Here is a 24,123-nt window from a genome sequence, read left to right as displayed (position 1 = left end):
AGAGCTGGAGACCAGTGATGAAGGCCGATGTAGCACAGCAGCGTTCGCTACTGGACCTGGCGAAGGTGGATGCTGAGCTGTCCCGGCTCGCTCATCGGAGCAGCCACCTGGCCGAGCGCGCAGCGTATGAACGGGTGCGCGGCGAGCATACCGCCGCCGGCGACCGGCTGGGCGCCGTGCGAATTGCGTTGGAGGACTTGGACGCACAGATCGCACGCTTCGAGGCCGAGATCGATGCGGTGCGCAAGCGCGAGGACCGGGACCGGTCGTTGCTCAGTTCGGGTGCCACCGACGCCAAGCATCAGGCCGACCTGCAGCATGAGCTGGAAACCCTGCAACGCCGGCAGGCCAGCCTGGAGGACTCGCTACTGGAGCTGATGGAGCGGCGCGAGGAATTGCAGGCACAGCAGGCCGTCGAGTCGGGGACCGCCGACGAGTTGGCGGGCGAGCTGGCCAAGGCGCAGCAGGCTCTCGACGCCGTTCTCGCGGATCTCGAAACGACCCGGGCCCAACAGTCCTCGCGACGGGAAGCCCTGAGTGCCGCGCTCAACCCCGATCTCTCGGCGCTGTACGAACGGTTGCGCGCCGGGGGAGGGCCGGGTGCCGGGCAGTTGCAGGGACACCGGTGCGGCGCCTGCCGGATCGAGATCGGTCGCGGCGAGTTGGCGCGCATCACCGCCGCAGCCGAGGACGAGGTGCTGCGCTGCCCGGAGTGCGGTGCGATTCTGTTGCGGGTCAAGGACTTTGGGCAGTGAAAGTCGTCATCGAGGCCGATGGCGGGTCGCGGGGTAACCCGGGTCCCGCCGGGTATGGAGCGGTGGTGTGGAGCGCGGACCGCAGGACCGTGCTGGCCGAGAGCAAGCAGGCCATCGGACGCGCCACCAACAACGTCGCCGAATATCGCGGCCTGATAGCCGGCTTGGACGACGCCTTGACCCTGGGGGCCGGCGAGGTGTCGGTGCTGATGGACTCCAAGCTGGTGGTCGAGCAGATGTCGGGGCGGTGGCGGGTCAAGCACCCCGACCTGGTGGAGTTGCACGCCCAGGCGTGTTCGCTCGCGTCGCAATTCCGCCGGATCACTTTCTCGTGGATCCCGCGCGAGCAGAACGCCTACGCCGACCGGCTGGCCAACGAGGCGATGGATGCGGCGGCCCAGACGGATCGACGGGTGGACAAGGTCCCCGTGCCGGTCACCGACTCCGCCCGCAAGGCGGCGATGGAGGAGACCTCGGCCGACTCCAACAAGGGGCCGGGATGGACCGGAGCGCGCGGCACCCCGACCCGCTTGCTGTTACTGCGGCACGGGCAGACGGAATTCTCGGCACAACGACGCTACTCCGGGCGGGGCAATCCGCCACTGAACGAAATCGGTTGGCGTCAAGCGGGTTTGGCGGCACGGTACCTGACCCAGCGTCGCGGCATCGCCGCGGTGATCTCGTCACCGCTGCAGCGCGCCTACGACACCGCGACGACGGCGGCCAGGGCATTGGGCCTGGACGTGACCGTGGACGAGGACTTCATCGAAACCGACTTCGGGGCATGGGAAGGCCTGACCTTCTCCGAAGCCGCCGCGCGCGACCCGGAGCTACACCGCCGCTGGCTGTATGACACCGGTGCGTTGCCGCCGGGTGGTGAAAGTTTCGACGACGTGCTGCGGCGGGTCCGTCGCGGCCGCGATCGCATCGTCGCCGCCCACCCCGGCTCGAACATCCTGGTGGTTTCCCATGTCACGCCGATCAAGTCGATGCTGCGCATGGCGCTGGATGCGGGGTCGGGGATCTTGTACCGGCTCCATCTGGACCTGGCGTCGTTGAGCATTGCCGAGTTTTATCCCGACGGAGCCTCGTCGGTGCGCCTGGTCAATCAGACCGGCTATCTCTGATTAGCACCGACGTCGACAGTGGGGTACTCCTCGACGTAGCGCTCGCCCGCGGCGCCCGCGTAGGTGAAGGTGCGGCCCAGCAGGTCAACCTCGTAGTGCACCACACCGGCTTCCCAGCAGGCCCCGGCGAACTGTGGGTAGCTGGTCTTGCCGGCTTGATCGGTGCGGATCGCGGTGACGACGGCATCCCGGTTCCAGGACGCCACGTCGGCCATGCCGAGCACCAGGGGATCGCCTTGCATGACGACGGGCCCGGTGTCGGTGAGATAGAGGGTGGTGGCCGCCGGAATCGAGTGGTGATACCGGTTGACCCCAGCCTGGCGTAGCACCTCGGCCAGGTAGGGAAAGCCGTGCGCAGCATATTGCTGAATTGACAACAAATTGTCAAAAAGGAGCCGGATGGCCGACGACATCGCTTTGCTCGTAGCCGACATCTACGAGGCGGCGGGCGCCCTGCGCCGGTCCGGAGAGGCCGTCGCAAGAACCGCAGGCCAGACCCAGGCCCGCTGGCAGCTGCTCAGCGTAATTTCCGAGGCCCCCGTTTCCGTGCCCCGCGCTGCCCGCCGCCTCGGGGTTTCCCGGCAGAGCGTGCAACGCATCGCCAACAACCTTGTCGACGACGAACTGGCGCAGTGGCTGCCCAACCCCGATCACCGCGCCTCGCCACTGCTGACGCTGAGCCCTGCCGGACGCCGCGCGCTGGCCTCCATCACGAGTCGCGCGTCGTCCGCCCGCCCGGCGATCAGCGGCGATATCTCGGCTGCTGACATCGAGGTGGCGCGAAGGGTGTTGCGGCACTTGACGGCAGCGGTTCGCCGAGCGTGACCGAGCTACGTTGCGTCGTGGAAGATCAAGCCCAGCGCATAGCGTTCGCCGGATCGCACGGTGGAAATGCCATGGCGCACCGGTGCGGCCGACCACCCGCGGACCGAACGCACCGGCCGGTCGCCAGTGGTGAAGACGTAGCCGTGACCTTGCGGTAATTGCGTTGCCGTGCCACGAGATTGGGCCCGGAACCGCTGTTCGACGAGCAGGAACTCGCCACCGGTGTAGTCCACCCCCGGGTCACTGAGATTGATCACCACCTGAAGCGGAAAGACCAAGTCCCCGTAGAGGTCCTGATGCAGTGCATTCCAGTCGTCGGCGGCGTAGCGCAACATCAGCGCGGTCGAGCGGGTCTGCCCCGCACTGTGGCAGTCGCTGAGCCACTCGTCGAGGCTGTCCGGCCACGGGGCGGGCCGGCCCAGCTTGGCCCACCAATCGCGGGCGATCGGTACCAGCCGCGGGTACAGCGCCTGTTTGAGTTGTTCTATCGCCTCGGGATAGGGAGCGTGGAAGTAGCGGTACTGCCCCGCGCCATAGCGCTTGGGCGCCATGTTGATTGTCTTGCGGAACAGGGTGTCATCGGTGTACAGCTGCCGCAACCGGGCTGCTTCGCCGGGCGTGATCAGCCGCGGCAGCAACGCGCCGCCGTAGTCGTTGAGTTCAGCCGTGATGGCGTCCCAATCACCGGCGTCCACGCGCGTGTCCCACCGGGTCATTCGGCTGCCTCCCGTCGTTGCGTGCAGTCAACGATAGAGACCGGACCTGGCCTGTGCCCTGTGCAACGGGTACCGTGTTCGTCGCGGACGAGTTGGCCGGGCGGCCGCGGCTCGAGTCGGACCTTCGTTTCGGAGGTTCGTCGCCGGGTCGAGGAAAGTCCGGACTTCACAGAGCGGGGTGATTGCTAACAGCAATCCGAGGTGACTCGCGGGAAAGTGCCACAGAAAACAGACCGCCACCATTGCGGTGGTAAGGGTGAAACGGTGCGGTAAGAGCGCACCAGCATCCCGGGTGACCGGGGTGGCTCGGCAAACCCCACCCGAAGCAAGGCCAAGAAGGCCGCACCAAAAGTGCGGTCGCGCAGACGTTCGAGGGTTGCTCGCCCGAGTCTGCGGGTGGGCCGCTCGAGGCACCCGGCAACGGTGTGTCCAGATGGATGGTCGCCGCCGTGCCGCCGTGGATTAAAGCCGTGGCGGTGGGGAACAGAATCCGGCTTACAGGCCAACTCGTCCGCATATGACATTTCACCAGGGATTACTCGGTCATCTAGTCCTGTTGCTACGCAGGTGCTACGCAGGACAGCGTACGATCCGTTTATGAAACGTTCCGCGCGGTCAGGTGTGGAGGATCAATGGCACCGGGCACCCCGTAAGGGTGAGCAGGTGTTCTACCCCGCCGATAACTCAGATGGGCCACTGTGGTGCACTGACCGCACCCATTTCAGAACCCCTGGCAGCGCGGTGTGTACCAAGCTCCACGGCAAAGGCAGGCGGTGGCGCTGCCGGTGGGTCGATCCGAACGGCAAGGAACTCACGGCGTCCTACGAGAAGCGCGCCGACGCAGACGCACATAAAAGGCGAGTCGATTCCGACTTGCACACCGGCAGCTACATCGACCCCGCTGCGGGTCAGGTCACCTTCCGCGACTACGCGGAGGCATGGCGCAAGCGCCAGGTCCACCGAGACAGCTCAGCGGAGCACGTAGAGAGCCGCTTACGACTCCACGCCTACCCGGTGCTCGGTGACCGCCCGATATCCGCCATTCTCCCGAGTGAGATACAGGCATGGATTGCCGGGGTTGAGCTGGCACCGTCGAGTGTCGCGGTTCTGCACGGCATCGTGTACGGCATCCTCCGCGATGCATTGCGCGACAAGTGCATTGGGTCTAATCCGTGCGACGGCACCAAGCTTCCGAAATCGGAACCCAAGAAGGTTGTGCCGCCGACGACTGAACAATTCGAGATCCTTCGGAGCAGGTTGCCCGCTGAGCTGCAAGCGCTGGCGACGTTCGCCGCCGGTACCGGAATGCGGAAAGGGGAGTGCTTCGGCCTGGTTGTAGACCGGCTGCATCTGCCCGAGAGGCCCGGCGACCGTAGCGGCACGGTGAAGGTCGACCAGCAACTTGTCCGGCCAAACCCCCTACAGTTCGGCCCGCTGAAGACGAAGGCGAGCTATCGGACGATACCGCTGCCGGATGTAGTGGTGGGCTCCCTACGGGAACATCTCGAACAGTTTGCGCCCGGCCCGGATGGCGTGGTTTTCACATGGCGCGGCAAACCTATTCCCCGTTCGTCGTTTGGTTACCACTGGAACGTGGCGGCGCGAGCTGCGAAGTTATCGCCACGGAGCGGCCTGCATTCGCTACGGCACTACTACGCAAGCCTGCTCATCCGGTACGGGGAGTCTGTCAAGACGGTGCAGGCCCGTTTGGGTCATGCGTCTGCTGCGGAGACGTTGGACACCTATTCGCACCTGTGGCCTGATTCGGACGACCGGACGCGGGACGCGATCGACTCAGTGCTCATGTAGCAACACCGCAGCAGTAGACCCGACACGCCGAGTCTTTGTCCCGCTCCGGTCGAACATCTGTGCTAACGTATCGCCACCAAGTGGACGCGCACAGCACTCAGACATGCAACGAAACTTGGGCGGTTGATTCCGCAAGCGTCCAGTGCTCAACCAGTGAGCGGGTACCTAAAGGCGGCGGGTTTTTGTTGCCACAAAGAAAGCTAGTCATGTCTGAGAGTCCCTTTATCGACGCTGCCGGTATCGCTAAATACAGCGGTCGGAGCATCGACACCATTCGCTATTGGGAACGGCTAGGCCAATTGCCGCCGTCCGCGAAAATTGGCCGTAGGCGAGTGTGGAAACGTATAGAGATAGAGCAGCACTTCGGCTCAATGTTCGCAGCGTAGACCGAGTATGAACAAGATTGATGAGTTCTTTCTGAACTCTGGTAGTGACCAGTTGGAGAAGATTCACGGATGGGCGCGTGCCCGAGTAGTTGCACCCTGGGCAGTGTTCTTCGGGGTGTTACTCCGCGTATCGGCCAGCGTGCCTCCGTACGTGCAGTTGCCTGGAATTAGAGGTGGCCGGGCCAGCCTTAACTTGCTTGGCGCATTCGTGGGCAGGTCTGGGGACGGTAAGGGCGCTGCTATGAAAGTGGCGACCTTAGCATGGCCGCGTGACATTTGCATACTGCCCGTCGGTTCCGGTCAGGGCATTGCCGAAATGTTCGTGAAGAAGGCCGGAGTTGAAATCGACCCGATTATCTTTGACATCCCGGAAATCGACACGCTTACGGGCTTGACCGGCGCGCAAGGAAGTGTTCTCCTGCCGACACTAAAGAGTCTGGCAATGGGGGAACAGCTAGGGCAGGCTAACGCCACTAAGGATTCGCGGCGAATCGTCCCTGAGCATTCGTACCGGGCGTGTGTTGCGGTGGGTGCCCAGCCAGGTCATACCCAAGTTCTGTTCAGAGACACGACTGGTGGAACGCCCCAACGATTCCTTTGGGCACCCGTGAACGATCCGACCACTCCTGACGGGAGATTCCCACAACCTGAGCCGTTGAATACGACGTCGCCGCTCTGGACTCCCGGAGACGATGGTGTCGTCGAAATCATCTACGACGTGCCAGAGATCGAACAGTCGATTCTGGACAATGCTCTCGCCCGCGTTCGCGGTCAGGGTGATCCACTCGACGGACACTCCCTGCTGACGCGCTGCAAGGCTGCCGCTCTGCTCGCGATCATGCACCAACGGGTCGAAGTCACCGTATGGGACTGGGAACTTTCTGCTGCGATCATGACGGTTTCGAATCAGACTCGCGACATGCTGCTTGAGCGAGAGGCTGAGCTACGGGACAACGCTATCCGCGAGAGCGGGCGGCGCGACATGATCCGTAACGAGGCGCGAGAGCGTCACGCGGTCGAGTCGGTGAAGAGTAGCGTCATTGCCACGATGATCAAGGGAGGTGGCAGCGCGTCGCGCAGCGATCTGAACTCGGCAATGGGGAAGCCGCACCGTCGCAAGCTGCTTCCGCAGGCTCTTGAGGAGTTAGCTGACGACCGTCGTGTCATCACTGTCTCGGTATCCGGCGGCACCCGTTATGAGTTCGCGACACCCGTTCAGGGTGAACAGCCCGTTCAATGGCTGTCACCGCAGGTCAAGATGGGTGAACGGTCGGTTCAGGGTGAACGCTCATCGAAACCTGGAAGCATGGAAAATCGCATGTCGCAGCGAAATGGGGGCAGCGCGATTTCATGTCAGAAATGGTACGACGGGCAAGTTGACAAGCTGCTCACTGAAGGTGATGGAACCGTAAACGAGGTAGCTGTCCGCCGAGCCGGTTTAGCCGAAGGGTACTCGAAGAATCAACTTTTGTAGCAGCCAGCACTAGGCGTAGGAGAGAAGCTTTGCTATCTGCGGCAGGCTGATTCTCCGAGAGAGAGGCGTCGCTGGCCGTGTGAGGCGGACTTTATCGTATGGTGGGGATACCCCCCACCCCCATTTGCGACGATTTCTAATCACGTCGTCGACCAGAAATGAGGCTTCGTTCTGAGCGAATTTCGTGCTCCACATTTTTGAACGGGTAGATCTCCCTGTGCGTCTCAGCCGAGTTGTTGCAGGGTGCGGACGATGAGGATCGTCGCTTGCGCTGCCGCATATGTCTCGACACGGTCGCCTTGGTGCGTAACCTGCTGCGAGAGTGCCCAGGTCGGACGGATGAGTGCCCTAAACCGCTTCCGCGCGCTTCCTCCGGTATGGTGATCCAGAATTAGCTCTAACCATTGCTGGGCGTCCGCCTTCTTTGGCGATTCAGAATTTTCGGGCACCATCGACGAGTCGGCCAACAGCTCGGCAGCATCAATCAAGATTTCGCGACATCTGCGCCCAATGTCTTGGAAGTCGTCACGCGATTTAGCGGAGCGAAGCTTCGCTGTGACGGCCTCGATCCTGGCGTCGACCCCCGACCAAGTTGGTTGCCCGGTAGAGCCTGGATCGTTGAGCTGGACACCCGCAAGTACTTTCTCAAGCGCGTCTCGAGCCGGCCGGCCAAGGTCTTTTACGTGCTGTCGGCGCGAGTGATATGACGGAAGCTCCCCGCCTGACCAGTGGCCGTGCCATTCGAATAGATCGTCGTAGGGAAACGGAGCATCAACACCCAGATGTTGGAGCGCTTCGTTCAACTCCCGCTGACCACGCTTGTACTTACGGTTGTAATCCTCCGGTTTTGCGTCTCGGTTGGTGCTCGTCGTCACCAGGATCGCTGCCTGATTGTCGAGTAGCTCCAAAATCTCCTGGGTTGCCATCGGTTCGTCGTCACCGTAAGCGGCCGACTCTACTACCTCTTCTGGGAACTCGAGGTCGTCATCTTCGGAAGGCTCGATAACGTCCTCGAAATCGCCGTCACCAGGACTTTCAACCACATGAGCACCTAACGCTACTACGCAAGTCGACCCTTACGACTAGACCGTACCGCCAACCCGCCTCGGCCGGTTCGCCCACGGCTTCGCCGCTCAACGGAAAGCGTCGAATATGCGGACATACTGTTCGTTGGGGACTAGGACTGTGTCCGAGCCAGAGCGCTCGTAAATTTTGCTTTCGAAGAAGTTCGGACTAACGCCGGCCTCGACCTTGAATAGGCCGACAGCGTGCTGATGGTACGGAACAAGCCTTGCGCTGCTGGCTATGGCCGACGCAAGTGATGGGTCCAGGCCGGTGGACGGAAGCTTTTGGATCAACCAATGCCAGTAATCGTTTAACTCAACGCCTCGGAGGATAGCCTCACGGCCAATCCCTACGACGCGAAAACCGCGATAGAGTACAGCAGTAATTCCGTCGACTTGAGCGATCCGCTGCACATCTGCATCGGTATCCGCAATTCCTATAGCTACGTAGCCGACCTTTTGTTTACCTCCATTAGCCATCGCTGACATTGTCCTAGCAATCTTCTTGAAGTTGTCCTCATCGAAACTTCGCGTCGGCGCTAAGTTGTACAGCCCCTGCTTGCAATCAAATAATTGCTGCTCTACTAGTGCGTTGCTCAGAATAGTTTCTAGCTGGCTTGCGTAGCCGAATGCGGCCAAGTTATCGCCAACGACTGGGCCTTCGAAAGCGCCTCGAATAATTCCCTTAACGGCGTTGATAGTGGTTCGCTTTGTCAGCCCAGTCCAGTCGCCGCCACCGCCTGGCACGTTCATTGAGCCAGACCCGATGTTCGTTAAAGAAGTGGCGACTTCCGAATAATCCCTGACTCTAAGCCGATCTTTGACAAGCAATTCGTAGAATGCCATGAATACACCGTGATAGTAACGGGGAGCGCGGCCGCCACTGCCGGCGGCGATAAGCAATGAAAACTTTTGACCGCTGGCTGCGAGCACCGACCTAATTTCGTCGTAAACACGCATGAAGGCGTCGGCAACGTTGTCGACCCCGGCAGTTTCAATTGCATTGGCTATCGCGAGTGACTCTTTACTTACGCCGACGTCTGGATCGCCATAGTTGTAATAGTCATCCCTTATCCTCGTGCCCGAAGTAGGTATGGGCTCGATTAAACAGTCGAGTAATATGTCGAGAACCAGTTGCTCATCGAGCGATTCGCGAACATCTTCGCGACGCAAAATTCCGTTAATCACCCAAAATATCTCGTCAACATTTACGCCGTAGTCCAAGTTATAATTGGTAATACTGAGCTGAGGCATTCTTCTTAGTGGGACAGATTCGCTCGGAGAAGTGTCGCCACGGATTCGCGAGGAAACGATGCGAACCAAATCGGCGATTGATGAAATGGTGCCGGCCTGCCGCAGAGACTGTCGGGAGAGGCGTCGCCCACCCGAGTTTATTCGTCGGAAGACTTCTTCAACGCTGTCTTCATTGGCGGCGCGAAACACTGATAACGCAACCGTGTAGTTAGCGAGCGCAGTCGACTGCTCGCGATTTAGTATCGGCTGCCGTTGGGCAAGCTTGCCTTCATCCTTGCGCAGCTTTGTATCGGCTAAGGAGTCAAGATCAAAGTAGAAACCACCTACCGAGTACTCGTTCTCTAGAAATGCGAAGATGGCGTTGAGTCGCTGTAAACCGTCAATTAATTCATATGTAAACGTGCCGTCGCCGACCAACTCCGCGACGAGAAACAAGGGCAACGGTAGAGCGCGAAACATAGAGTCGATGAGTTTTTCCTTCTCCTCAACACTCCAAACGAGCTTGCGTTGGTACCGTCGGTTGACTTGGAAACGGTCCGACAGGTATTGGTCGTACATTCTCTGGACGCTCTCACTGCGGACGGAGAGGTCTTGCGCTCCGGAGGCCATCATCAGATGTTAACGAGGGTCTGTCTGGGGTCATCAATCGCGGATGAAGTTGAGCCCTCAAATCTGCTGCTCGTTGAGGACACGGTAGATGGTGGCTCGGGATACGCCGAGCGCAGCGGCAATCGTCGAGGCACTTTCGCCGGCGGCGTGCATCCGGCAAGCTAAGGCGGTCTTCGCTTCGTCAAGTGCTTCGGGCGTCCAACGGACTGTCCTCGCGCGCGAGGGGCTTCTCGCGATGTGGCTGGTCGCTTTCGTCCCAGTTCCAATGCAAGCTCGGCAAGACTCGTCGAAACTTCCGCTACTATCTGGCCTGCCGCTTTCGAGGTGTCGATACCTTCGAACAGGGGCCGCAGGCAAATCCCACGCTCGCCAAGTTCCCTAATGGTCGTCATAACCGCAGCCGCATTGCGGCCGAGGCGGTCGATGCCGACAACGACGATGGCGTCACCCTCGCGTGCATAGTCCAGAAGCGCAGCGAGTCCGGGACGCTGCTCGCGGGTAGATCTGCCCGGCGATGTGGGACGACTACTTCTTTTTCTTCCGTTTCCGCGTCCGCTTCTTTTTGGCTTTCGCAGTAGGCCGTGTCTTCTCAGGAGTCGGATTGTCACGGGCAGCCCGCTCGAGAACATCTTCGATGGTGTCCCCCGGCTGCATCACCGTGTCCCACAACCCAATGGGACGCTGCTTGTGCGGTGCGCTCGGATCGTCGGCGTATTCGAGGCTCGAGTCCTCGAACGCCTTGAACTGGTAGATCGCAGCGTTCATATGAATCGGGTTGAACACTCCGATCTGGTTGAGCAGCTTGAAGTCTTCGACAGTCAGCCCGGTAACGCGTTCGAAAAGGGGACCGTCTACACCCAGGATGATGTCCTTGAGAGCCTGTTCTCGAATCTGCGTGACGTACATGAATACGGGAATCTTGGCGAGCAGCTTCTGAAGCTTCTCGCGGATCTCCTTGCGCCGCTTTGCCGTCTCGGTCTGCTCCTTTTTTTGCTCCTTGTTGAGCTTGTTGTCATTCTCCCGCTTCGCCTTCTTGAGTAGCTTGGATGAGGTGATGATCTGCTCGGCGGTTTGGGCGAGGTTGCGGAAGTCTTCGATCTTCCCGAGTGCTTCCAACAAGTCCGGATAGTCCAATAGCTTGGTGAGCGTTTGCTCGTTGATATTGACTAGCAGCGGGGAGTTCCACCTTTGCGCTAGAGCGGTGGCACCTATTCCCGTTGTCGCCCAGTTCAGTACGTCTGCCGCGTTCAGCTCGGTCATAACCCCGCCGGCGAAGGCGAAGATCGGGAGGTAATTAAGAAGTTGCTCGATGGCTTCCTGGGGCGTTAGGTCGCCAAGAGCACCCAACCGCATGCCGTACTCCCCGACGAGTGTCAGCGCACGGTTGGGGTCGAACTCGAACACGCATACCGGGTCTTTGAGCACCTCTACAGTGCCGTCCGGTAGCCGTTTCGACCATGGCGACTGCACCCGGAAAGCCGCCTGGAAGTAGGTCTCCGGCGATTTGAGTGACCGCAGCATGAGGATCGCGCCCCACTCGCGGATCGTGACTCCCGTCATAAGCTTGCCGCAGGTCAGGCTGATGGAGCCGGTCCCGTCCTTGATTGCCTTAGCAATGGCCGCATCGACCGGAGGCTTGGCAGCGGCACCCGTACCAACCCCCGTCCCTGCTGCCACGACAATCTCGAAAGTTGAGAAGTAAGGATGCTTCTGTAGTGCGTCGCGCATGGCGAAGCACGCGGCCACGTCATTCAAGTACCAGACCGAGTGTGTGATGGCGTTAGCGAACACCGCTGCTTGATATGGGAACGGTGGCTTCTGCCCCGCGATGATCTGGATCTTCATCTGGTCTGGCAGAGTGCCCCGGAGCATCTCTAGGAACTCATGGACCCGGTCATCGTCCTCGAACATGTAGGAGCCGGGAGCCGTCGTCTTGCTCGTCGGGTCGATTTTTCTTGCTTTGAAATATTCGTTAAGGCTGAAGCCGTTGAACTCCCCATCCTCTGCCCACTCCTCGGCATCGCCGCCGATGTCGTAGGAGAAGATCTGCATACCCGGCAGGTCGATATACGGGTTCGCGCCTTGGGCGTCGTCCCAGTGCTCTTTCTCTCGCTGCTCGTCGGTGTAGGTCCAGTTGAATATCTGGTCCTCGGTAAACTCTCCGTTGGTGATGGCGCGGAACGGTGTTCCCGACAAATAGAGGTAGTGGCAGCTACTCAGGCCGATATCGTCCTCAGTGATCGACTCATCGGGTTCTTCTGCCTCGGCGATTTCCGCCTCTGTGGGGTCGTACAGTTCGCGAGAGGAGTCCCGCCATGCACCGAAGTGGTACTCGTCCAATACGATGCAATCCCACTCGATCCGGTGGACGGACTCGTTGTGCTTCTTGATGTTTCCGCCAGCGTCCTTGCCCCGCAGGTCTTGAAGCGAAGCGAACCACACCACCGGTTCCGGAGTACCGGCGGCCGCGTCACGGTCCTCGGGTGTGGACTCCCGGTCCACGAACCGCCAACCCTCGAAGTCGGTGTGGGTGAGGAGGTCTTCTTTCCACGCCATCTGAACGACGGGTTTGTAGGTGAGCACCAGAACTTTCTTCCACCCCATCTCGCGAGCAAGCTGGTAGGTGGTAAACGTCTTCCCAAAGCGCATCTTTGCGTTCCAGAGGAACCGTGGTGCTTTGCCGTCGGCGGCGTGGGAACGGAAATACCCGGCGGTGAGGGCAACGGCCTCTTCCTGCTCAGGTCGCATCCCGAAATCTGCGGTTCGGGTGCCGTCGTATGGCTTGCCGTTGCGGACCGCGACTATGGCGGCTTGCACCTCGTCGACGGTTGCCTCGAACCATTCCGCGTCCTTGCGGATGCCCTTTGCCACCAGTGCGCGGTGGACATCGTGGTCTCGGAACGGGGTGCCGTCTGTTCGCTGCGCCTCGGTGTCCAGCAGCAGTGTGACGCCCTTGAGTTTCGGGTATGCGGTCCCCAGTTGCTGTTTGATGCGCTCGTGTACGTCGGTCTTGGTCGTGTCACCGACCTTGATGAGACCGGTGCCGCTGACTTGGGTCGCCCCCACGTTGCGCTCCCACTGTTGAGAGTCCTTGCCTGGCAACGTATAGGCGTAGATACGGCGCGGAATGGCAGCGGAGCCGACCGTCTCGATTTCGTCCGAAGGCAGTGACGCCTCGTCGACCGTGGTCACTCATCGTCCTCTGTCACGTTCTCGCCGGGGTCGTCGGCCGGCGCTCCCGCATCCGGCGTCTTCATCTCTCGGATTTGGTACTCGATGACGCCGATTTCTTCGTCGGTTAGCCCGTACCTTGCGTAGAGTTCGGCGTCCGTCCACGGCTGCTTCCAGTCCAGATCAGGGACGAATGCGAACAGGTCCTTGCGGATGTCCTGGGTGTTCATGCGCAGCCATATGAGGAAGCGGGCGAACTTTGTCCGCAAGAACCCGGCGAGGTTCCGCGCTTCGTTCTCTGTGTCGAATGATCCCATGACCAGATAGGTGTCGGTGCAGGCCGAGTTCGGTCCGGCGACAAACGGATTCGCAACCACGGAGTAGGGGCCATCGTGGTCTTCGCCGTAGGCACGGTGCATTAAGGTCTTGTACTTTGGCACGAGGTCTTGGGAGGCAGTGACCGCCTCCTCGTGCGTCCACTCAACCTTGCGTCCCATGATGTGCAAAGCGATAGCACCTGGGGTGTCTTGCGGCACGTAGTCCCGGAACCTCGCCCAGATCCCGAAGGGTCTAAGTGACGAGACCCGCTGGTCCATCGTCGGCTCTTTCTTGGCGCGAACCTTCTCGACGATTCCGACACCCTCATTGAATCGAACGAAAACGTCGTAGGCGTCGAGTTTGCGGACCATCGGAGGGCCGACCTCGGATCCGCGTCCGGTGCGGACGGTACAGCCACCGGTATGTCCGTTGGTCCAGAGGAAGTAACTCACCCCACCGCGAATCTTGACGCCGGGAAAGCAGTCCTTCGACAGGGGGTAGTCGACGATCTGGGCGATCTGCGAGTCAGACAACATCCGCGCTCTGAAGCTGTCTAAACCGAGTCCTCCAGCGAACCAACGCGACGGTGTAATCATCAGAACATGCTTGGGCTGCATGTCGATTGCACGTTCCACGAACAACTGATAGACGGCGCGGGTGCGGGTGTTGCCGTCACTGTCGATTTGGTACGGCGGGTTCCCGAGAATCACATCGAACTTCATGTCTTTCATCTCCTCGGTGGGATACGCGCCGTGGATGAACGCGTAGGCGTAGTTCTCGCGTCCTTCACGCTCGAGGGAGCGGGGACCGCCACATACGGCGCATGTGTTGCCGGACCAGGTGTGTTCGGAGGGGATGAAGGGCAGATTGCCGTTAGGGTCTTCGAATCTTACGACCGACATCTCCGAGGAGGCATCGCGAGCGCAGTACAGCGAGCGCCGGGCAATCATCCCAGTCATCGTGGTGATCGCCGTCCCGTAGAGCATGTTTCGAAAAATGTGCTCGCGGCGCATGCCAAAGTCTGGCTCCCATTGGGACAATCCTTCGAGAAGTCGCGCCGCCACCTCCCGGAGATAGACGCCGGACTTGCTGAACGGATCAAGCCACTTGTAGTCCGGGTTGGACCAAACCTCGGCGGGCAGCAAGTTCAGCATCTCCCGCGCGATGCGCGGCGGTGTAGGTACCTCGTCGTTGGACAATTGCGCAAGACAGTCCAGGATGTCTGGCACATGATTGCCGAATCTTCGATGCAAGACCCCCGTCATCGTTTCCTCCGCTTTGCCGCCAAAGGTTTCGGATTAGCGGCTAGCTCCGAATAATGCACCGGCACCTCGTCTCGCTGCCGTTCCCCCGGCAGCGCGGAGAACAGATTCAGTTGAGAATCCGCCTCCGGCTCGTCTAGGGTCGACCACTCGCGGATGAATGTGCAGTCGTTTCCGGGTTTGTACGAGACCAGTTCGATGACTTGAGCATCGGCGAGGGTGTCTGCCCGCACGATGTTGGTCGTAAGTATCGCGTCCACAGCGGACCAGAAATTTCCGGAGCGGGAGGAGGGGTCATCACCTACGTGGGCGGCAATCACGGCGAGCATTCGTCGCCGCGAGTCCTCAACGTTCCCGGGGTCGATGTCGATGCCGTAGACGGATGCCAGGCACCGGAGGATGCGGTGTTCGTAGCGGTCGCCGGTTCCGTACCGTTCGTGCGTGACGGTGCGGAGTTTGCGCCGGAGGATTTCCACCAGGAAGTTGCCGTGCCCACACGCCGGTTCCAGGAACGTACGGTCGTGGTTAGCAGGGTCGTCAGCGGTCGGAAACATGTCCGGCACCATGTCGAGCATGGCTGTCACTTCGCGGTAGTGGGTGTACACCTCCGCGAGTTCGCGAACCCGGTCGGGGTGCTTGATCTGGTCTTTGTCGACGCTGAACAGCTTCGTGCCGCCGGAGACACCGGCTTGAGCCGGAGCGTTTCGTCCGTAACCGCTGGATGTCTGCATCCGGGGCTTCCCCTTGCTATGTCCGTCAGCAACGCTATGTGAGGTCACGCGAACGTTCCTGCCGAGTTTACAAACGAACAGGCCACAGAAGAGGTAGGCGGACCTATTCGGCGCGGGGAGCGGGTTGTCTGGGCGGTTTACCAGTCACACTGATGCACTATCGGTCACACCGGAGCGCGGCTCGTGCCGGGTGGGTGGCCCCGCAGCCCAGGCGCTTGCCCTGCCGAGGTCGCTTGCGCATTTGTGTGGCGGATCGAACGCAGAGCAGGTATCAACACTACGCAGACGCTACGCACAGCACCCCTCTGCACCCACTGGTGGCAGCATGAGGTGGGCCGGAATATAGGCGCTGAACTGCAAAGTCAAACAGCTAGCTGCTACTTGCCACTAGTAGCACCAAACCGTGGTGAACTGGAAAAATGCCGAGAGCCGGTTTCCGGCTTACAGGCCAACTCGTCCGCCTCATGCTCTCGACAACCCTGGCTGGCTAGCCGCTGCTGCCGTTGTTGCCGTCGGAACCGTTGGGCCCGTCGTCCCCGATCAGCAGTCCGCTTTGCCCGCCTTGGCCGCCGGCGGCGCCGTTGCCGCCTTCGTCGGTTGCGCTGTTGCCGCCGTTGCCGCCGGCCCCACCCGGGCCGCCGTTTCCGATTAACCCGGCGGCGCCGCCGCTACCGCCCGCCGCGCCGTTGCCGCCGAGGCCGGTTGCGCTGCTGCCGCCGTTGCCGCCGGCTCCGGCCGGGCCACCGTTGCCGTACCAGAGTCCGGCCAATCCGCCGTTGCCGCCGGGCGATCCGTTGCCACCGCTACCGCTCGTGCTGTTGCCGCCGTTGCCGCCGGCTCCCGCCGGCCCGCCGTTGCCGATCAACAGGCCGCTGTTCGCGCCGGCACCACCCGCCGCGCCATGCCCGGCCGTCTGTCCGTTGCCGCCGTTGCCGCCGGCTCCGGCGGGGCCGCCGTTGCCGATCCACCCGGTGTCGCCACCGTTGCCGCCTGGGGCGCCGTTGCCGGCACTGCCGTTGGGGGCGTTACCCCCGTTGCCGCCGGCTCCTGCCGGGCCGCCGCTGCCGAACCACAGGCCGGCATGCCCGCCGTTGCCGCCCGGTGCCCCGTCGCCACCGGCATCGAGTCCATTGGTGCCGTTGCCCCCGGATCCGGCGGGGCCGCCGTTGCCGATCAACCCGGCGTCACCGCCGTTCCCTCCGGACCCGGCGTTGCCGTTGGCCGCGCCAGACCCGCCGGAACCACCGGCACCGCCATTGCCGAACAACAACCCTCCGGTGCCGCCTCGGCCGCCGGCTCCGGTGTCGGCCCCGGAACCGCCGGGCCCGCCATTGCCGATCAGCCCTGCAGACCCACCATGCCCCCCCGTCGGATGTTGGCTGGTACCGGACCCGCCCGCGCCACCGTTGCCGTACAGGAGACCGCCGTCTCCTCCGTCGTGTCCCGGTGCTCCATTGGCGCCGTTGCCAATCAGCGGCCGACCCAGCAGGGCCTGCGTTCGGGAGTTCACCGCGTTGACGGAACCTTCCAGGATCGAGTTGCTGGTCGATTCGGCCTGGGCGTACGACGTCGCGCCTGCGTCCAACGCCTGAACGAACTGTTGATGGAACCAGTCCGCGTGGGCGTTGAGGGTCTGATAGCTCTGGCCGTGCGACTCGAAGAATGCCGCGATCGCCGCGGAGATTTCGTCAGCACCCGCTGCGGCCACTTCGGTGGTCCGCGCCGCAGCGGCTGCATTGGCCGCACTAAGCGTTGACCCGAGATCGACCAGCCGCGTCGCCGCTGCCGAAATGAGCTCAGGTGCTGTGCTCACAAAAGACATCGCACTGCTCCGCTCAACGTCACGTAGTCGATTTTGCAGGTGTTGGAATCTTTTGAAGCTGTCCGCGCAGCAACGGTAGCCACCACGACGGATTGGGCGGTGCGGGCAAGCGGCGCGCCTTGCGGTGCCGTCCTCGGCGCGGTATCGGGAAGAGCACCAACAGAATTAGAGTCAGGCCGGTAATGGCCGCACCCCCGATGAAGGCGTGCGAGAGGCCGGTGACAAAGGCGTCGCGCACCGCGTCGTTAACGCTTGGACCGAGCGCGCCGAGTTGTGGGTCGGCGGCGACATGCATGCCCGCGGCGGGGGATTCCCGGATCGTGCCGGCGGCTTGCTGGGGCACTGCGGCAGGCAGCTTGAGAGCGTCTCGGTATCCTGCGCTGAACAGCGAACCGAGTAGCGCGATCCCGAGTGCCGCCCCGAGCTCACGAGTGACGTCATTCATCGCGGAGGCGACACCTTGCTTTTCCGGCGGCAGCGAGTCGACGATGATGTTGGTGGCGGGAGTGGCGGATAAGGCAAGGCCACCGCTGAAGATCAGCATTCCGACCAACAGATTCGAGTATGTGGAGCCACTGTCGAGCCGGGCCAGCAGCATGAAACCGGCCACCATGCAACTCAGTCCCGCGACGATGACCACTCGATTGCCAAGTCGCAAGGCAAGTTTCGGTGCAATTGCGGAAACCGGAAGAACCACGGCGGCCATCGGCAACATCGCCAACGACGACTTGAGCGGTGCATAGCCGAGCATCAGCTGGATGTATTGCAGCCCAACGAAGAAGAAGCCGAAGGTGCCCAGGAACTGAATGACCAACGCGGCTGTGCCCGAACTGAAGCCGCTGTCGGTGAACAGGCGTGGGTCCAGCATGGGGCGTGCCGTGCGCAGCTCGTGCAATACGAAGAGAATGATTGCCACCAAGGCCGTAACGAACGCGACGATCACGGTCGAGTGTGTCCATCCCTGGTCGGCGCCTTCAATGATGCCGTATATCAAAGTGCCGATGGCGATCGCGCTCAAACCGCCACCCGGCAGGTCCGGTGCGGGCTCTTCTCCGCTTCTTGTGTTAGGCACCAGCAACGCGATGACAATCAGCGATACGGCGGCCATCGCCGCGGTGCCGATGAAGGTGGCCCGCCAAGTGTAATGCTCCATCAGATAGCCACTGAGCATGAGGCCCATGATCGATCCGACGCTGGCGAATCCGGTCCAGATGCCCACGGCGCGGCTCTTGTGATCGGGGTGGACCACTGAAGTGATGGTCGACAGCGTGCTGGGCATGATGAACGCCGCGCCTATGCCCATGACGACGCGGGCAAGGATGATGGCGGACGGTGACCCTGCGGCCGCTGCCCACGCATTGGCCAGCCCGAACACCAATGTGCCGCCGATCAGCGTCCGCCGGCGGCCGAAGTCGTCACCGATGGCGCCGGCCGGTAATACCAGTGCCGCCAACGCGACGGTGTATGCGTCGGCGATCCAGGTCAAATCGGTCGCGCTTGCGCCTCGGTCTACCGCGATGTCCGGCAGAGCCACATTCACGCCGGCTACCGCCGACATGACCACCACCAACGCGCCGCAGCAGGCGAGCACGACACTACGAGGATCGGTGCGCATCCTAATCTCCTTCGGTGTGATTGCGACTCCACGCGGCTGACGTGACAATTTAAATGATGAGATCTTCACTCTCGAACGCAGTATCAGTCAACGTTTTCTTCACCAATTCATCTCGAATTGATGAGGGGTAGTGGATTGAGAACGAATTGCGTTGCCGGGGTGGCGCCACTATCGGGGATTCGGGTAGACGGCTGAAGGCACCGCAACGGCGTCCAAAGGGATGGTCGACGCCGAGAAACAGATTCCGGCTGCAGCCCTAACTCCTCCGCGCGGTAGCCGAATAGGCTCAGCGCCGGCTGCGGCGCACCGCCTTGTCGAGCTTGCGCAGCACGGAATCCAACTGCTCCCGGCTGTTTTCGGCGAGGTCGCTCTCCTGCTGGTAGAGCAGACCGTAGGTGAAGGTGTCCTCCCCGGCCAGATGAGCGGCTTGAGCCTGAGCCAGCAAATGTTCACGGCTGACCACGCTGTCTTGGTGTTCGCCGAGCAACGTCTGAATGGCCTTGGCTTGCTGGGCAACTTTGTCCACCCCGGTGGCCGCGGCGGTGTAGCGCAGCCGCTTGGCGCGTTTGCGGATCACGTGCAGGGCCTCGTCGGCGTGGTCGGCTTGCGCGACTTCGGCGGCCTTGGCGGCCTTGGCGGCTTTGTGGACGCGCCGGTAGGCCGCATCGATAGTCACCGGACGGGGCTCCTGGCCGAACGCGGTCACGGCCGGTGGCTCGGCCACCATCGCATCGAGTGCGTCGAGCAGTCGGAAGTACCGCTTGGACCGCATGGCGGCCAACGAGCGCCGATGACCGAGCTGGTAGCGCCGCTGGGCACCATTAACGAGACGTTCGCTGACCGGCCCACGAACCAGATCGGGATCCAACCGGCTCAATTGACGCTGGTAACGCTCGGCGAGCACCTCGGCGTCGCGCGCCACACCCAGGACCCCGGCCAGCTCACGCAATTCGTCGAGAACCCATGCGCCATCGACCAATCCGAACGAATCCTGGGAGTCTTTGAGCAGGCTGCGGATCTTGCGGATGGTGACCCGCAGCTGATGGACGGCGTCATAGGCGTCGGCGCGCACGGCGCGGTCCCAGGTCAGCAGTTCCTCGACCTGCTGGGCCACCGCGCGATGTACCGGGTCGGACGGCGGCGCGGCAGCCGCGGTCTGCTTGGCCGGGCTGGTCGACTCCAGCACCCGGGCCAGCTTCGATCCGTGGCCCGCGGGTGAGGCACCCGCGTCCAGCAGCCGATTGCTCAGCCGGTTCAGCAGCTCGTGGCTGGCGTTCCGGTCTTTCGCCTTGGCCGTTTCGGCGTCGGTGCCCAATATTTCGAGCTCCCACTCGCGCCACTGCTGCTCGGCGGGAGCAGAGCCGTTGGCCGCCGACCACGCGGTGACGTGGTCGTTGGAGAACTCGGCCAGCGCCGTGTCGTCCGCGTCGTAGAGGATCTGGCTTTCGCGGCGGGTGGTGATGCGTGCGACCGGTTCGACGGGGCGGTCGCGGACGATGGCGAGCACCACGTCCAACAGTTCGGCCGGCACGGTGGCGGCGTCGTCGGACGCGTCGATCGGGGCATGCACCTCAGTGCGCGAGTCCGCTCCGGCAGGCAACTTCAAGTGCCATCCGGCGTCATGACCGCCGGTGCGGCGCCGCAGGGTGATCCGGTTGCGCGCCAGATCCTGCTTCGGGGTGTCGAAATAGACCGCGTCGAGCTCCTGAATCGGGGATGTGTCGACGCGGGCCACTGCCGCGATGCCCTCGAACGAGGGCGACACCGTCGACTCGACCACGTCGAACTTGCGCTCGACTTCGAGATGTCGCGCCGTCTTCGGCGCTTTAGCAGGCATCTTCTTCTCCGTGAGAGCGTGTCGCTGCGGATCCGGAACGTCCGCCAGCGTCCAACGACAGGCACCCATAGAGTGCCACACCGAGGTTACGGAGCCGCTTACGGCATGTTCGCATCGACGGGTCGGCGCCAACACCTATCGTGTCCGAAGTGGTACCGCGTTTGCGGACACCGGTCGGAACGAAGAAGGAGCTGTCTATGTTCAAATTCCGAGTGGTAGCCGGCGCGATTGCCGTTGGCGGGATAAGCGGCGCAATGCTTCTCGGCGCCTCGGGGTCTGCATGGGCGGACCCCGACCCGGCGCCGCCGAACTGCACCGCGGCCGACTTGGCCGGAATCTCGGCCGGTGTGGCAGCGGCGACCTCGGCGTACCTGTTTGCCCACCCCGACGTCAATGAGTTCTTCACCGGTCTGAAGGGTCAGCCGCGAGAGGACATGCGTCAGCAACTCCAGCAGTACATGGACGCCAACCCGCAGACGCACGCCGAACTGCAGAACATCCGGCAGCCGATTGCGGACTTTCGCGCCCGGTGCGGGGCGCCGGCCCCCGCGCCGTAGCTAGAAGCAGTGTTCCTCGGCGGGGAAGGCGCCGGTGGCCACTTCCTCGGCGTATTGCCTTGCCGCACGCCCGAGTTCACCGCCCACGTCGGCGAACCGCTTGACGAAGCGCGCGGTCTTGCCGCCGCTCATGCCGGCCATGTCCTGCCAGACCAGAACCTGTCCGTCGCAGTTGGGGCCGGCGCCGATCCCGACCGTCGGGATGGTGAGCTTGCCGGTGATCTGGGTGGCCAGTTCGGCCGGCACCATCTCCATCACCACGGCGAACGCACCGGCTTCGGCGACGGCGATGGCGTCGGCGACGGTCTGCTCGGCGGCGTCGCCGCGTCCCTGCACCTTGAAACCGCCGAGGGTGTTGACGCTCTGCGGGGTGAAACCGATGTGCGCCATGACCGGGATGCCGGCCGCGCTCAGGCACGCGATCTGATCGGCAACCCGCTCGCCGCCTTCGAGCTTCACGGCATGCGCGCCGCCTTCCTTCATGAACCGGGTGGCGGCGGCCAGTGCAGCCGACGGGCCCGCTTCATAGCTGCCGAAGGGCAGGTCGGCGACGACCAATGCGTGAGGGGCGCCTCGGACCACGCCTCGGACCAGCGGGATCAGCTCGTCGATCGAGATCGGCACGGTGGTGTCGTAGCCGTAGACGACGTTGGCCGCTGAGTCTCCCACCAGCAGCACCGGAATGCCCGCATCGTCGAACACCCGCGCAGTGGAGTAGTCGTAGGCCGTGAGCATGCCCCACTTGTGGCCTTCGGCCTTCCACTTCTGCAGGTGATGAGTGCGAATCTTGGGGCGTGGCGCCCCAGCGGCTGAAGCGGCGGCAGGGCTCGAACCGTAAACGTACTCAGACATCATTGTCCCTTGGTGATGGTCGGGTCGATCCTCGTGGCCCTTCCCTGGGTCCCCGGGTTCGATTGACCAATCCAGTCTGCCATCTCGTGCGCTCAGATGCACCGTGTGGTTCGCCACGGTGCCTCGCTCCGGAGTCGTTGAAAGCTGGAGGGCACCCAATCACGACCATCTCGGCATTACCCGCGATGTGCACCGCCTGAGGTCGGCGGCGCCGAAGCCTGAAGCTCGGACCGGCGCGAGATTGCGGCCCGGCAATCGGCCGCTCACCAGCGTCTTATGTGCGCTCTGGCACGATATGGTGCCATGTGCCTGTCTCGCCGCGGCAATTTCGCGCGCACCCTGCTGATTTGGACCGCGCTGTCTGTCGTGGTGCTGGTTGCGGCGGGTTGTGTGCGGGTGGTCGCCGGGCGGGCGCACATGGCCGAACCACGGCTGGGACAGCCGGTGGTCTGGACGCCCTGCCGCAGCTCGAATCCGAACGCCAAGATTCCCGGCCACGCCATGTGCGGCAAGCTCGCCGTGCCCGTCGACTACGAACACCCCGACGCCGGCACCGCGTCGCTGGCGATGATCCGGTTCCCGGCCAGCGGTGACAAGATCGGCTCCTTGGTCATCAACCCCGGCGGCCCGGGCGAGTCCGGCATCGAGGCCGCGCTGGGCGTATTCCAGAGCCTGCCCAAGCGGGTCCACGAACGGTTCGACCTGGTGGGCTTCGACCCGCGCGGGGTGTCCGGTTCCCGGCCGGCGATCTGGTGCAACTCCGACGCCGACAACGACCGGCTGCGTGCCGAACCGCAGGTGGACTACAGCCGGGCGGGCGTGGAACGCATCGAGAACGAGACCAAGCAGTTCGTGCAGCGCTGTGTCGACAAGATGGGCAAGAATTTCCTGGCCAATGTCGGGACCGTGAACGTCGCCAAGGATCTGGACGCGATCCGTCAGGCCCTGGGTGATGCGAAACTGACCTATCTCGGCTACTCGTACGGAACCCGGATCGGGTCGGCCTACGCGGAGGCCTTCCCCAAGAACGTGCGGTCGATGATCCTGGACGGTGCGGTGGACCCGAACGCCGACCCGATCGAGGCGGATCTACGGCAGGCCAAGGGATTTCAGGACGCGTTCAACGACTACGCCGCCGACTGCGCCAAAGATTCGGGCTGTCCGCTGGGCAACGATCCGAACAAGGCCGTCGAGGTCTACCACAGCCTGGTCGACCCGCTGGTAGACCCGGACAACCTCGCGGTGAGCAGGCCGGCGAAGACCAAGGACCCGCGCGGCCTGAGCTACAGCGATGCCATCGTCGGCACGATCATGGCGCTGTACTCGCCCAATCTTTGGCATCACCTGACCGACGGGCTCAAGGAACTGGCCGACGAACGCCGCGGCGACACCATGCTCGCGCTGGCCGACATGTACATGCGCCGTGACGCCAAGGGGCACTACAACAACTCGACCGACGCGCGCGTGGCGATCAATTGCGTTGACCAGCCACCGGTTACCGACCGCGCGAAGATCATCGATGAAGACCGCCGATCCCGTGAGCTGGCACCGTTCATGAGCTACGGCAAATTCACCGGTGACGCGCCGCTGGGTACCTGCGCGTTCTGGCCGGTGCCGCCGACCAGCCGGCCCCATGTCGTCTCCGCGCCCGGGCTGGCCCCGACCGTCGTCGTATCGACCAGCCACGACCCGGCCACGCCGTACCAGGCAGGGGTGGACCTGGCCAGAGAACTGGGCGGCTCGCTGCTGACCTACAACGGAACCCAGCACACCGTGGTTTTCCAGGGCGACAGCTGCGTCGACGACTACATCACGGCCTACCTGATCGATGGGGCCACACCGCCCAGCGGCGCAACCTGCTGACTGCCGAGCGTGAACCTCGCGACGGCCCGGCGCGTCCGTCGGGAGATCCACACTCGTCGCGACGCGCCCGGCCGTA

The 24,123-nt window shown here is 62.7% G+C and carries 18 protein-coding genes, 1 other RNA gene and 1 pseudogene; 8 read left to right on the top strand and 12 right to left on the bottom strand.

Features of this window, described 5'->3' with window-relative positions:
- Positions 1-17 precede the first annotated feature (17 nt).
- Both AC5Y7D_RS00275 and AC5Y7D_RS00270 read left to right on the top strand, forming a co-directional pair.
- Positions 18-755 (top strand): zinc ribbon domain-containing protein, encoded by a 738-nt coding sequence (locus tag AC5Y7D_RS00275; RefSeq protein ID WP_499920379.1) that lies wholly within the window; start codon positions 18-20, stop codon positions 753-755.
- Positions 752-1,882 (top strand): bifunctional RNase H/acid phosphatase, encoded by a 1,131-nt coding sequence (locus AC5Y7D_RS00270; protein WP_499920377.1) that lies wholly within the window; start codon positions 752-754, stop codon positions 1,880-1,882. The genes AC5Y7D_RS00275 and AC5Y7D_RS00270 overlap by 4 nt, the downstream gene beginning before the upstream one ends.
- Here the strand turns inward: AC5Y7D_RS00270 and AC5Y7D_RS00265 are convergent.
- Positions 1,873-2,295: a DUF1398 family protein gene (locus AC5Y7D_RS00265; protein WP_499920375.1), complete on the bottom strand. Its 423-nt coding sequence runs from the start codon at positions 2,293-2,295 to the stop codon at positions 1,873-1,875. The genes AC5Y7D_RS00270 and AC5Y7D_RS00265 overlap by 10 nt on opposite strands.
- Between AC5Y7D_RS00265 and AC5Y7D_RS00260 the strand changes: the two genes are divergently transcribed.
- On the top strand, positions 2,282-2,707 hold the full coding sequence (locus AC5Y7D_RS00260) for a MarR family winged helix-turn-helix transcriptional regulator (RefSeq protein ID WP_499920373.1): 426 nt from the start codon (positions 2,282-2,284) through the stop codon (positions 2,705-2,707). The genes AC5Y7D_RS00265 and AC5Y7D_RS00260 overlap by 14 nt on opposite strands.
- A gap of 5 nt (positions 2,708-2,712) precedes the next feature.
- On the opposite strand, the gene AC5Y7D_RS00255 is transcribed toward AC5Y7D_RS00260, so the two are convergent.
- Positions 2,713-3,423 carry a 2OG-Fe(II) oxygenase gene (locus tag AC5Y7D_RS00255; RefSeq protein WP_499920370.1) on the bottom strand — a complete coding sequence of 237 codons (711 nt, stop codon included), beginning with the start codon at positions 3,421-3,423 and terminating at the stop codon, positions 2,713-2,715.
- Between the two features lie 88 nt (positions 3,424-3,511).
- On the opposite strand from AC5Y7D_RS00255, the gene rnpB reads away from it, so the two are divergent.
- From rnpB to AC5Y7D_RS00240, 3 genes are all read left to right on the top strand, one after another.
- Positions 3,512-3,937, top strand: an RNA gene (rnpB, locus tag AC5Y7D_RS00250) — RNase P RNA component class A.
- Between the two features lie 83 nt (positions 3,938-4,020).
- Positions 4,021-5,232, top strand: a complete 1,212-nt coding sequence (locus AC5Y7D_RS00245) for a tyrosine-type recombinase/integrase (RefSeq protein ID WP_499920368.1) — start codon at positions 4,021-4,023, stop codon at positions 5,230-5,232.
- Between the two features lie 627 nt (positions 5,233-5,859).
- Positions 5,860-7,092 carry a hypothetical protein gene (locus AC5Y7D_RS00240; protein WP_499920365.1) on the top strand — a complete coding sequence of 411 codons (1,233 nt, stop codon included), beginning with the start codon at positions 5,860-5,862 and terminating at the stop codon, positions 7,090-7,092.
- 224 nt (positions 7,093-7,316) lie between these two features.
- On the opposite strand, the gene AC5Y7D_RS00235 is transcribed toward AC5Y7D_RS00240, so the two are convergent.
- The 9 genes and pseudogenes from AC5Y7D_RS00235 to AC5Y7D_RS00195 all read right to left on the bottom strand — a co-directional run bounded on the left by AC5Y7D_RS00235 (position 7,317) and on the right by AC5Y7D_RS00195 (position 20,775).
- Positions 7,317-8,135 (bottom strand): hypothetical protein, encoded by an 819-nt coding sequence (locus AC5Y7D_RS00235; RefSeq protein ID WP_499920363.1) that lies wholly within the window; start codon positions 8,133-8,135, stop codon positions 7,317-7,319.
- Positions 8,136-8,225: 90 nt separating this feature from the next.
- A complete protein-coding gene (locus AC5Y7D_RS00230) occupies positions 8,226-10,019 on the bottom strand; it encodes a GmrSD restriction endonuclease domain-containing protein (RefSeq protein WP_499920362.1) in 1,794 nt (597 codons plus the stop codon).
- 57 nt (positions 10,020-10,076) lie between these two features.
- Positions 10,077-10,627 (bottom strand): annotated as a pseudogene (locus tag AC5Y7D_RS00225) (recombinase family protein).
- The gene (locus AC5Y7D_RS00220) at positions 10,545-13,211 is read right to left on the bottom strand and encodes a GIY-YIG nuclease family protein (RefSeq protein WP_499920361.1); all 2,667 of its coding nucleotides are present in this window, start codon (positions 13,209-13,211) and stop codon (positions 10,545-10,547) included. The pseudogene AC5Y7D_RS00225 and the gene AC5Y7D_RS00220 overlap by 83 nt, the downstream one beginning before the upstream one ends.
- Positions 13,208-14,773, bottom strand: a complete 1,566-nt coding sequence (locus AC5Y7D_RS00215; RefSeq protein WP_499920359.1) for an Eco57I restriction-modification methylase domain-containing protein — start codon at positions 14,771-14,773, stop codon at positions 13,208-13,210. Before AC5Y7D_RS00215 ends, AC5Y7D_RS00220 begins: the two co-directional genes overlap by 4 nt.
- Positions 14,770-15,501: a type III restriction endonuclease subunit M gene (locus AC5Y7D_RS00210; RefSeq protein WP_499920356.1), complete on the bottom strand. Its 732-nt coding sequence runs from the start codon at positions 15,499-15,501 to the stop codon at positions 14,770-14,772. The genes AC5Y7D_RS00215 and AC5Y7D_RS00210 overlap by 4 nt, the downstream gene beginning before the upstream one ends.
- Before the next feature lie 487 nt (positions 15,502-15,988).
- Positions 15,989-17,323 (bottom strand): PE family protein, encoded by a 1,335-nt coding sequence (locus AC5Y7D_RS00205; protein WP_499920353.1) that lies wholly within the window; start codon positions 17,321-17,323, stop codon positions 15,989-15,991.
- Between the two features lie 19 nt (positions 17,324-17,342).
- A complete protein-coding gene (locus tag AC5Y7D_RS00200; protein WP_499920921.1) occupies positions 17,343-18,881 on the bottom strand; it encodes an MFS transporter in 1,539 nt (512 codons plus the stop codon).
- 343 nt (positions 18,882-19,224) lie between these two features.
- Positions 19,225-20,775 (bottom strand): CYTH and CHAD domain-containing protein, encoded by a 1,551-nt coding sequence (locus AC5Y7D_RS00195; RefSeq protein WP_499920351.1) that lies wholly within the window; start codon positions 20,773-20,775, stop codon positions 19,225-19,227.
- 197 nt (positions 20,776-20,972) lie between these two features.
- Between AC5Y7D_RS00195 and AC5Y7D_RS00190 the strand changes: the two genes are divergently transcribed.
- Positions 20,973-21,332, top strand: a complete 360-nt coding sequence (locus AC5Y7D_RS00190) for a heme-binding protein (protein WP_499920349.1) — start codon at positions 20,973-20,975, stop codon at positions 21,330-21,332.
- On the opposite strand, the gene panB is transcribed toward AC5Y7D_RS00190, so the two are convergent.
- Positions 21,333-22,184, bottom strand: a complete 852-nt coding sequence (gene panB / locus AC5Y7D_RS00185) for a 3-methyl-2-oxobutanoate hydroxymethyltransferase (protein ID WP_499920346.1) — start codon at positions 22,182-22,184, stop codon at positions 21,333-21,335.
- 303 nt (positions 22,185-22,487) lie between these two features.
- Between panB and AC5Y7D_RS00180 the strand changes: the two genes are divergently transcribed.
- Positions 22,488-24,047, top strand: a complete 1,560-nt coding sequence (locus AC5Y7D_RS00180; RefSeq protein ID WP_499920344.1) for an alpha/beta hydrolase — start codon at positions 22,488-22,490, stop codon at positions 24,045-24,047.
- Positions 24,048-24,123: the final 76 nt, after the last annotated feature.

This window comes from Mycobacterium sp. NGS49 (assembly GCF_059812565.1).
This window is presented reverse-complemented; position numbering and strand designations above follow the sequence as displayed.

Bases quoted from the DNA above. Each gene is read 5' to 3' on its own strand.
- AC5Y7D_RS00275 (WP_499920379.1), top strand. From the start codon at position 18: ATGAAGGCCGATGTAGCACAGCAGCGTTCGCTACTGGACCTGGCGAAG.
- AC5Y7D_RS00260 (WP_499920373.1), top strand. From the start codon at position 2,282: ATGGCCGACGACATCGCTTTGCTCGTAGCCGACATCTACGAGGCGGCG.
- AC5Y7D_RS00265 (WP_499920375.1), bottom strand. From the start codon at position 2,295: ATGTCGTCGGCCATCCGGCTCCTTTTTGACAATTTGTTGTCAATTCAG.
- AC5Y7D_RS00255 (WP_499920370.1), bottom strand. From the start codon at position 3,423: ATGACCCGGTGGGACACGCGCGTGGACGCCGGTGATTGGGACGCCATC.
- AC5Y7D_RS00245 (WP_499920368.1), top strand. From the start codon at position 4,021: ATGAAACGTTCCGCGCGGTCAGGTGTGGAGGATCAATGGCACCGGGCA.
- AC5Y7D_RS00240 (WP_499920365.1), top strand. From the start codon at position 5,860: ATGAAAGTGGCGACCTTAGCATGGCCGCGTGACATTTGCATACTGCCC.
- AC5Y7D_RS00230 (WP_499920362.1), bottom strand. From the start codon at position 10,019: ATGGCCTCCGGAGCGCAAGACCTCTCCGTCCGCAGTGAGAGCGTCCAG.
- AC5Y7D_RS00215 (WP_499920359.1), bottom strand. From the start codon at position 14,773: ATGACGGGGGTCTTGCATCGAAGATTCGGCAATCATGTGCCAGACATC.
- AC5Y7D_RS00210 (WP_499920356.1), bottom strand. From the start codon at position 15,501: ATGCAGACATCCAGCGGTTACGGACGAAACGCTCCGGCTCAAGCCGGT.
- AC5Y7D_RS00205 (WP_499920353.1), bottom strand. From the start codon at position 17,323: ATGTCTTTTGTGAGCACAGCACCTGAGCTCATTTCGGCAGCGGCGACG.
- AC5Y7D_RS00200 (WP_499920921.1), bottom strand. From the start codon at position 18,881: ATGTCGGCGGTAGCCGGCGTGAATGTGGCTCTGCCGGACATCGCGGTA.
- AC5Y7D_RS00195 (WP_499920351.1), bottom strand. From the start codon at position 20,775: ATGCCTGCTAAAGCGCCGAAGACGGCGCGACATCTCGAAGTCGAGCGC.
- AC5Y7D_RS00190 (WP_499920349.1), top strand. From the start codon at position 20,973: ATGTTCAAATTCCGAGTGGTAGCCGGCGCGATTGCCGTTGGCGGGATA.
- panB (WP_499920346.1), bottom strand. From the start codon at position 22,184: ATGTCTGAGTACGTTTACGGTTCGAGCCCTGCCGCCGCTTCAGCCGCT.
- AC5Y7D_RS00180 (WP_499920344.1), top strand. From the start codon at position 22,488: ATGTGCCTGTCTCGCCGCGGCAATTTCGCGCGCACCCTGCTGATTTGG.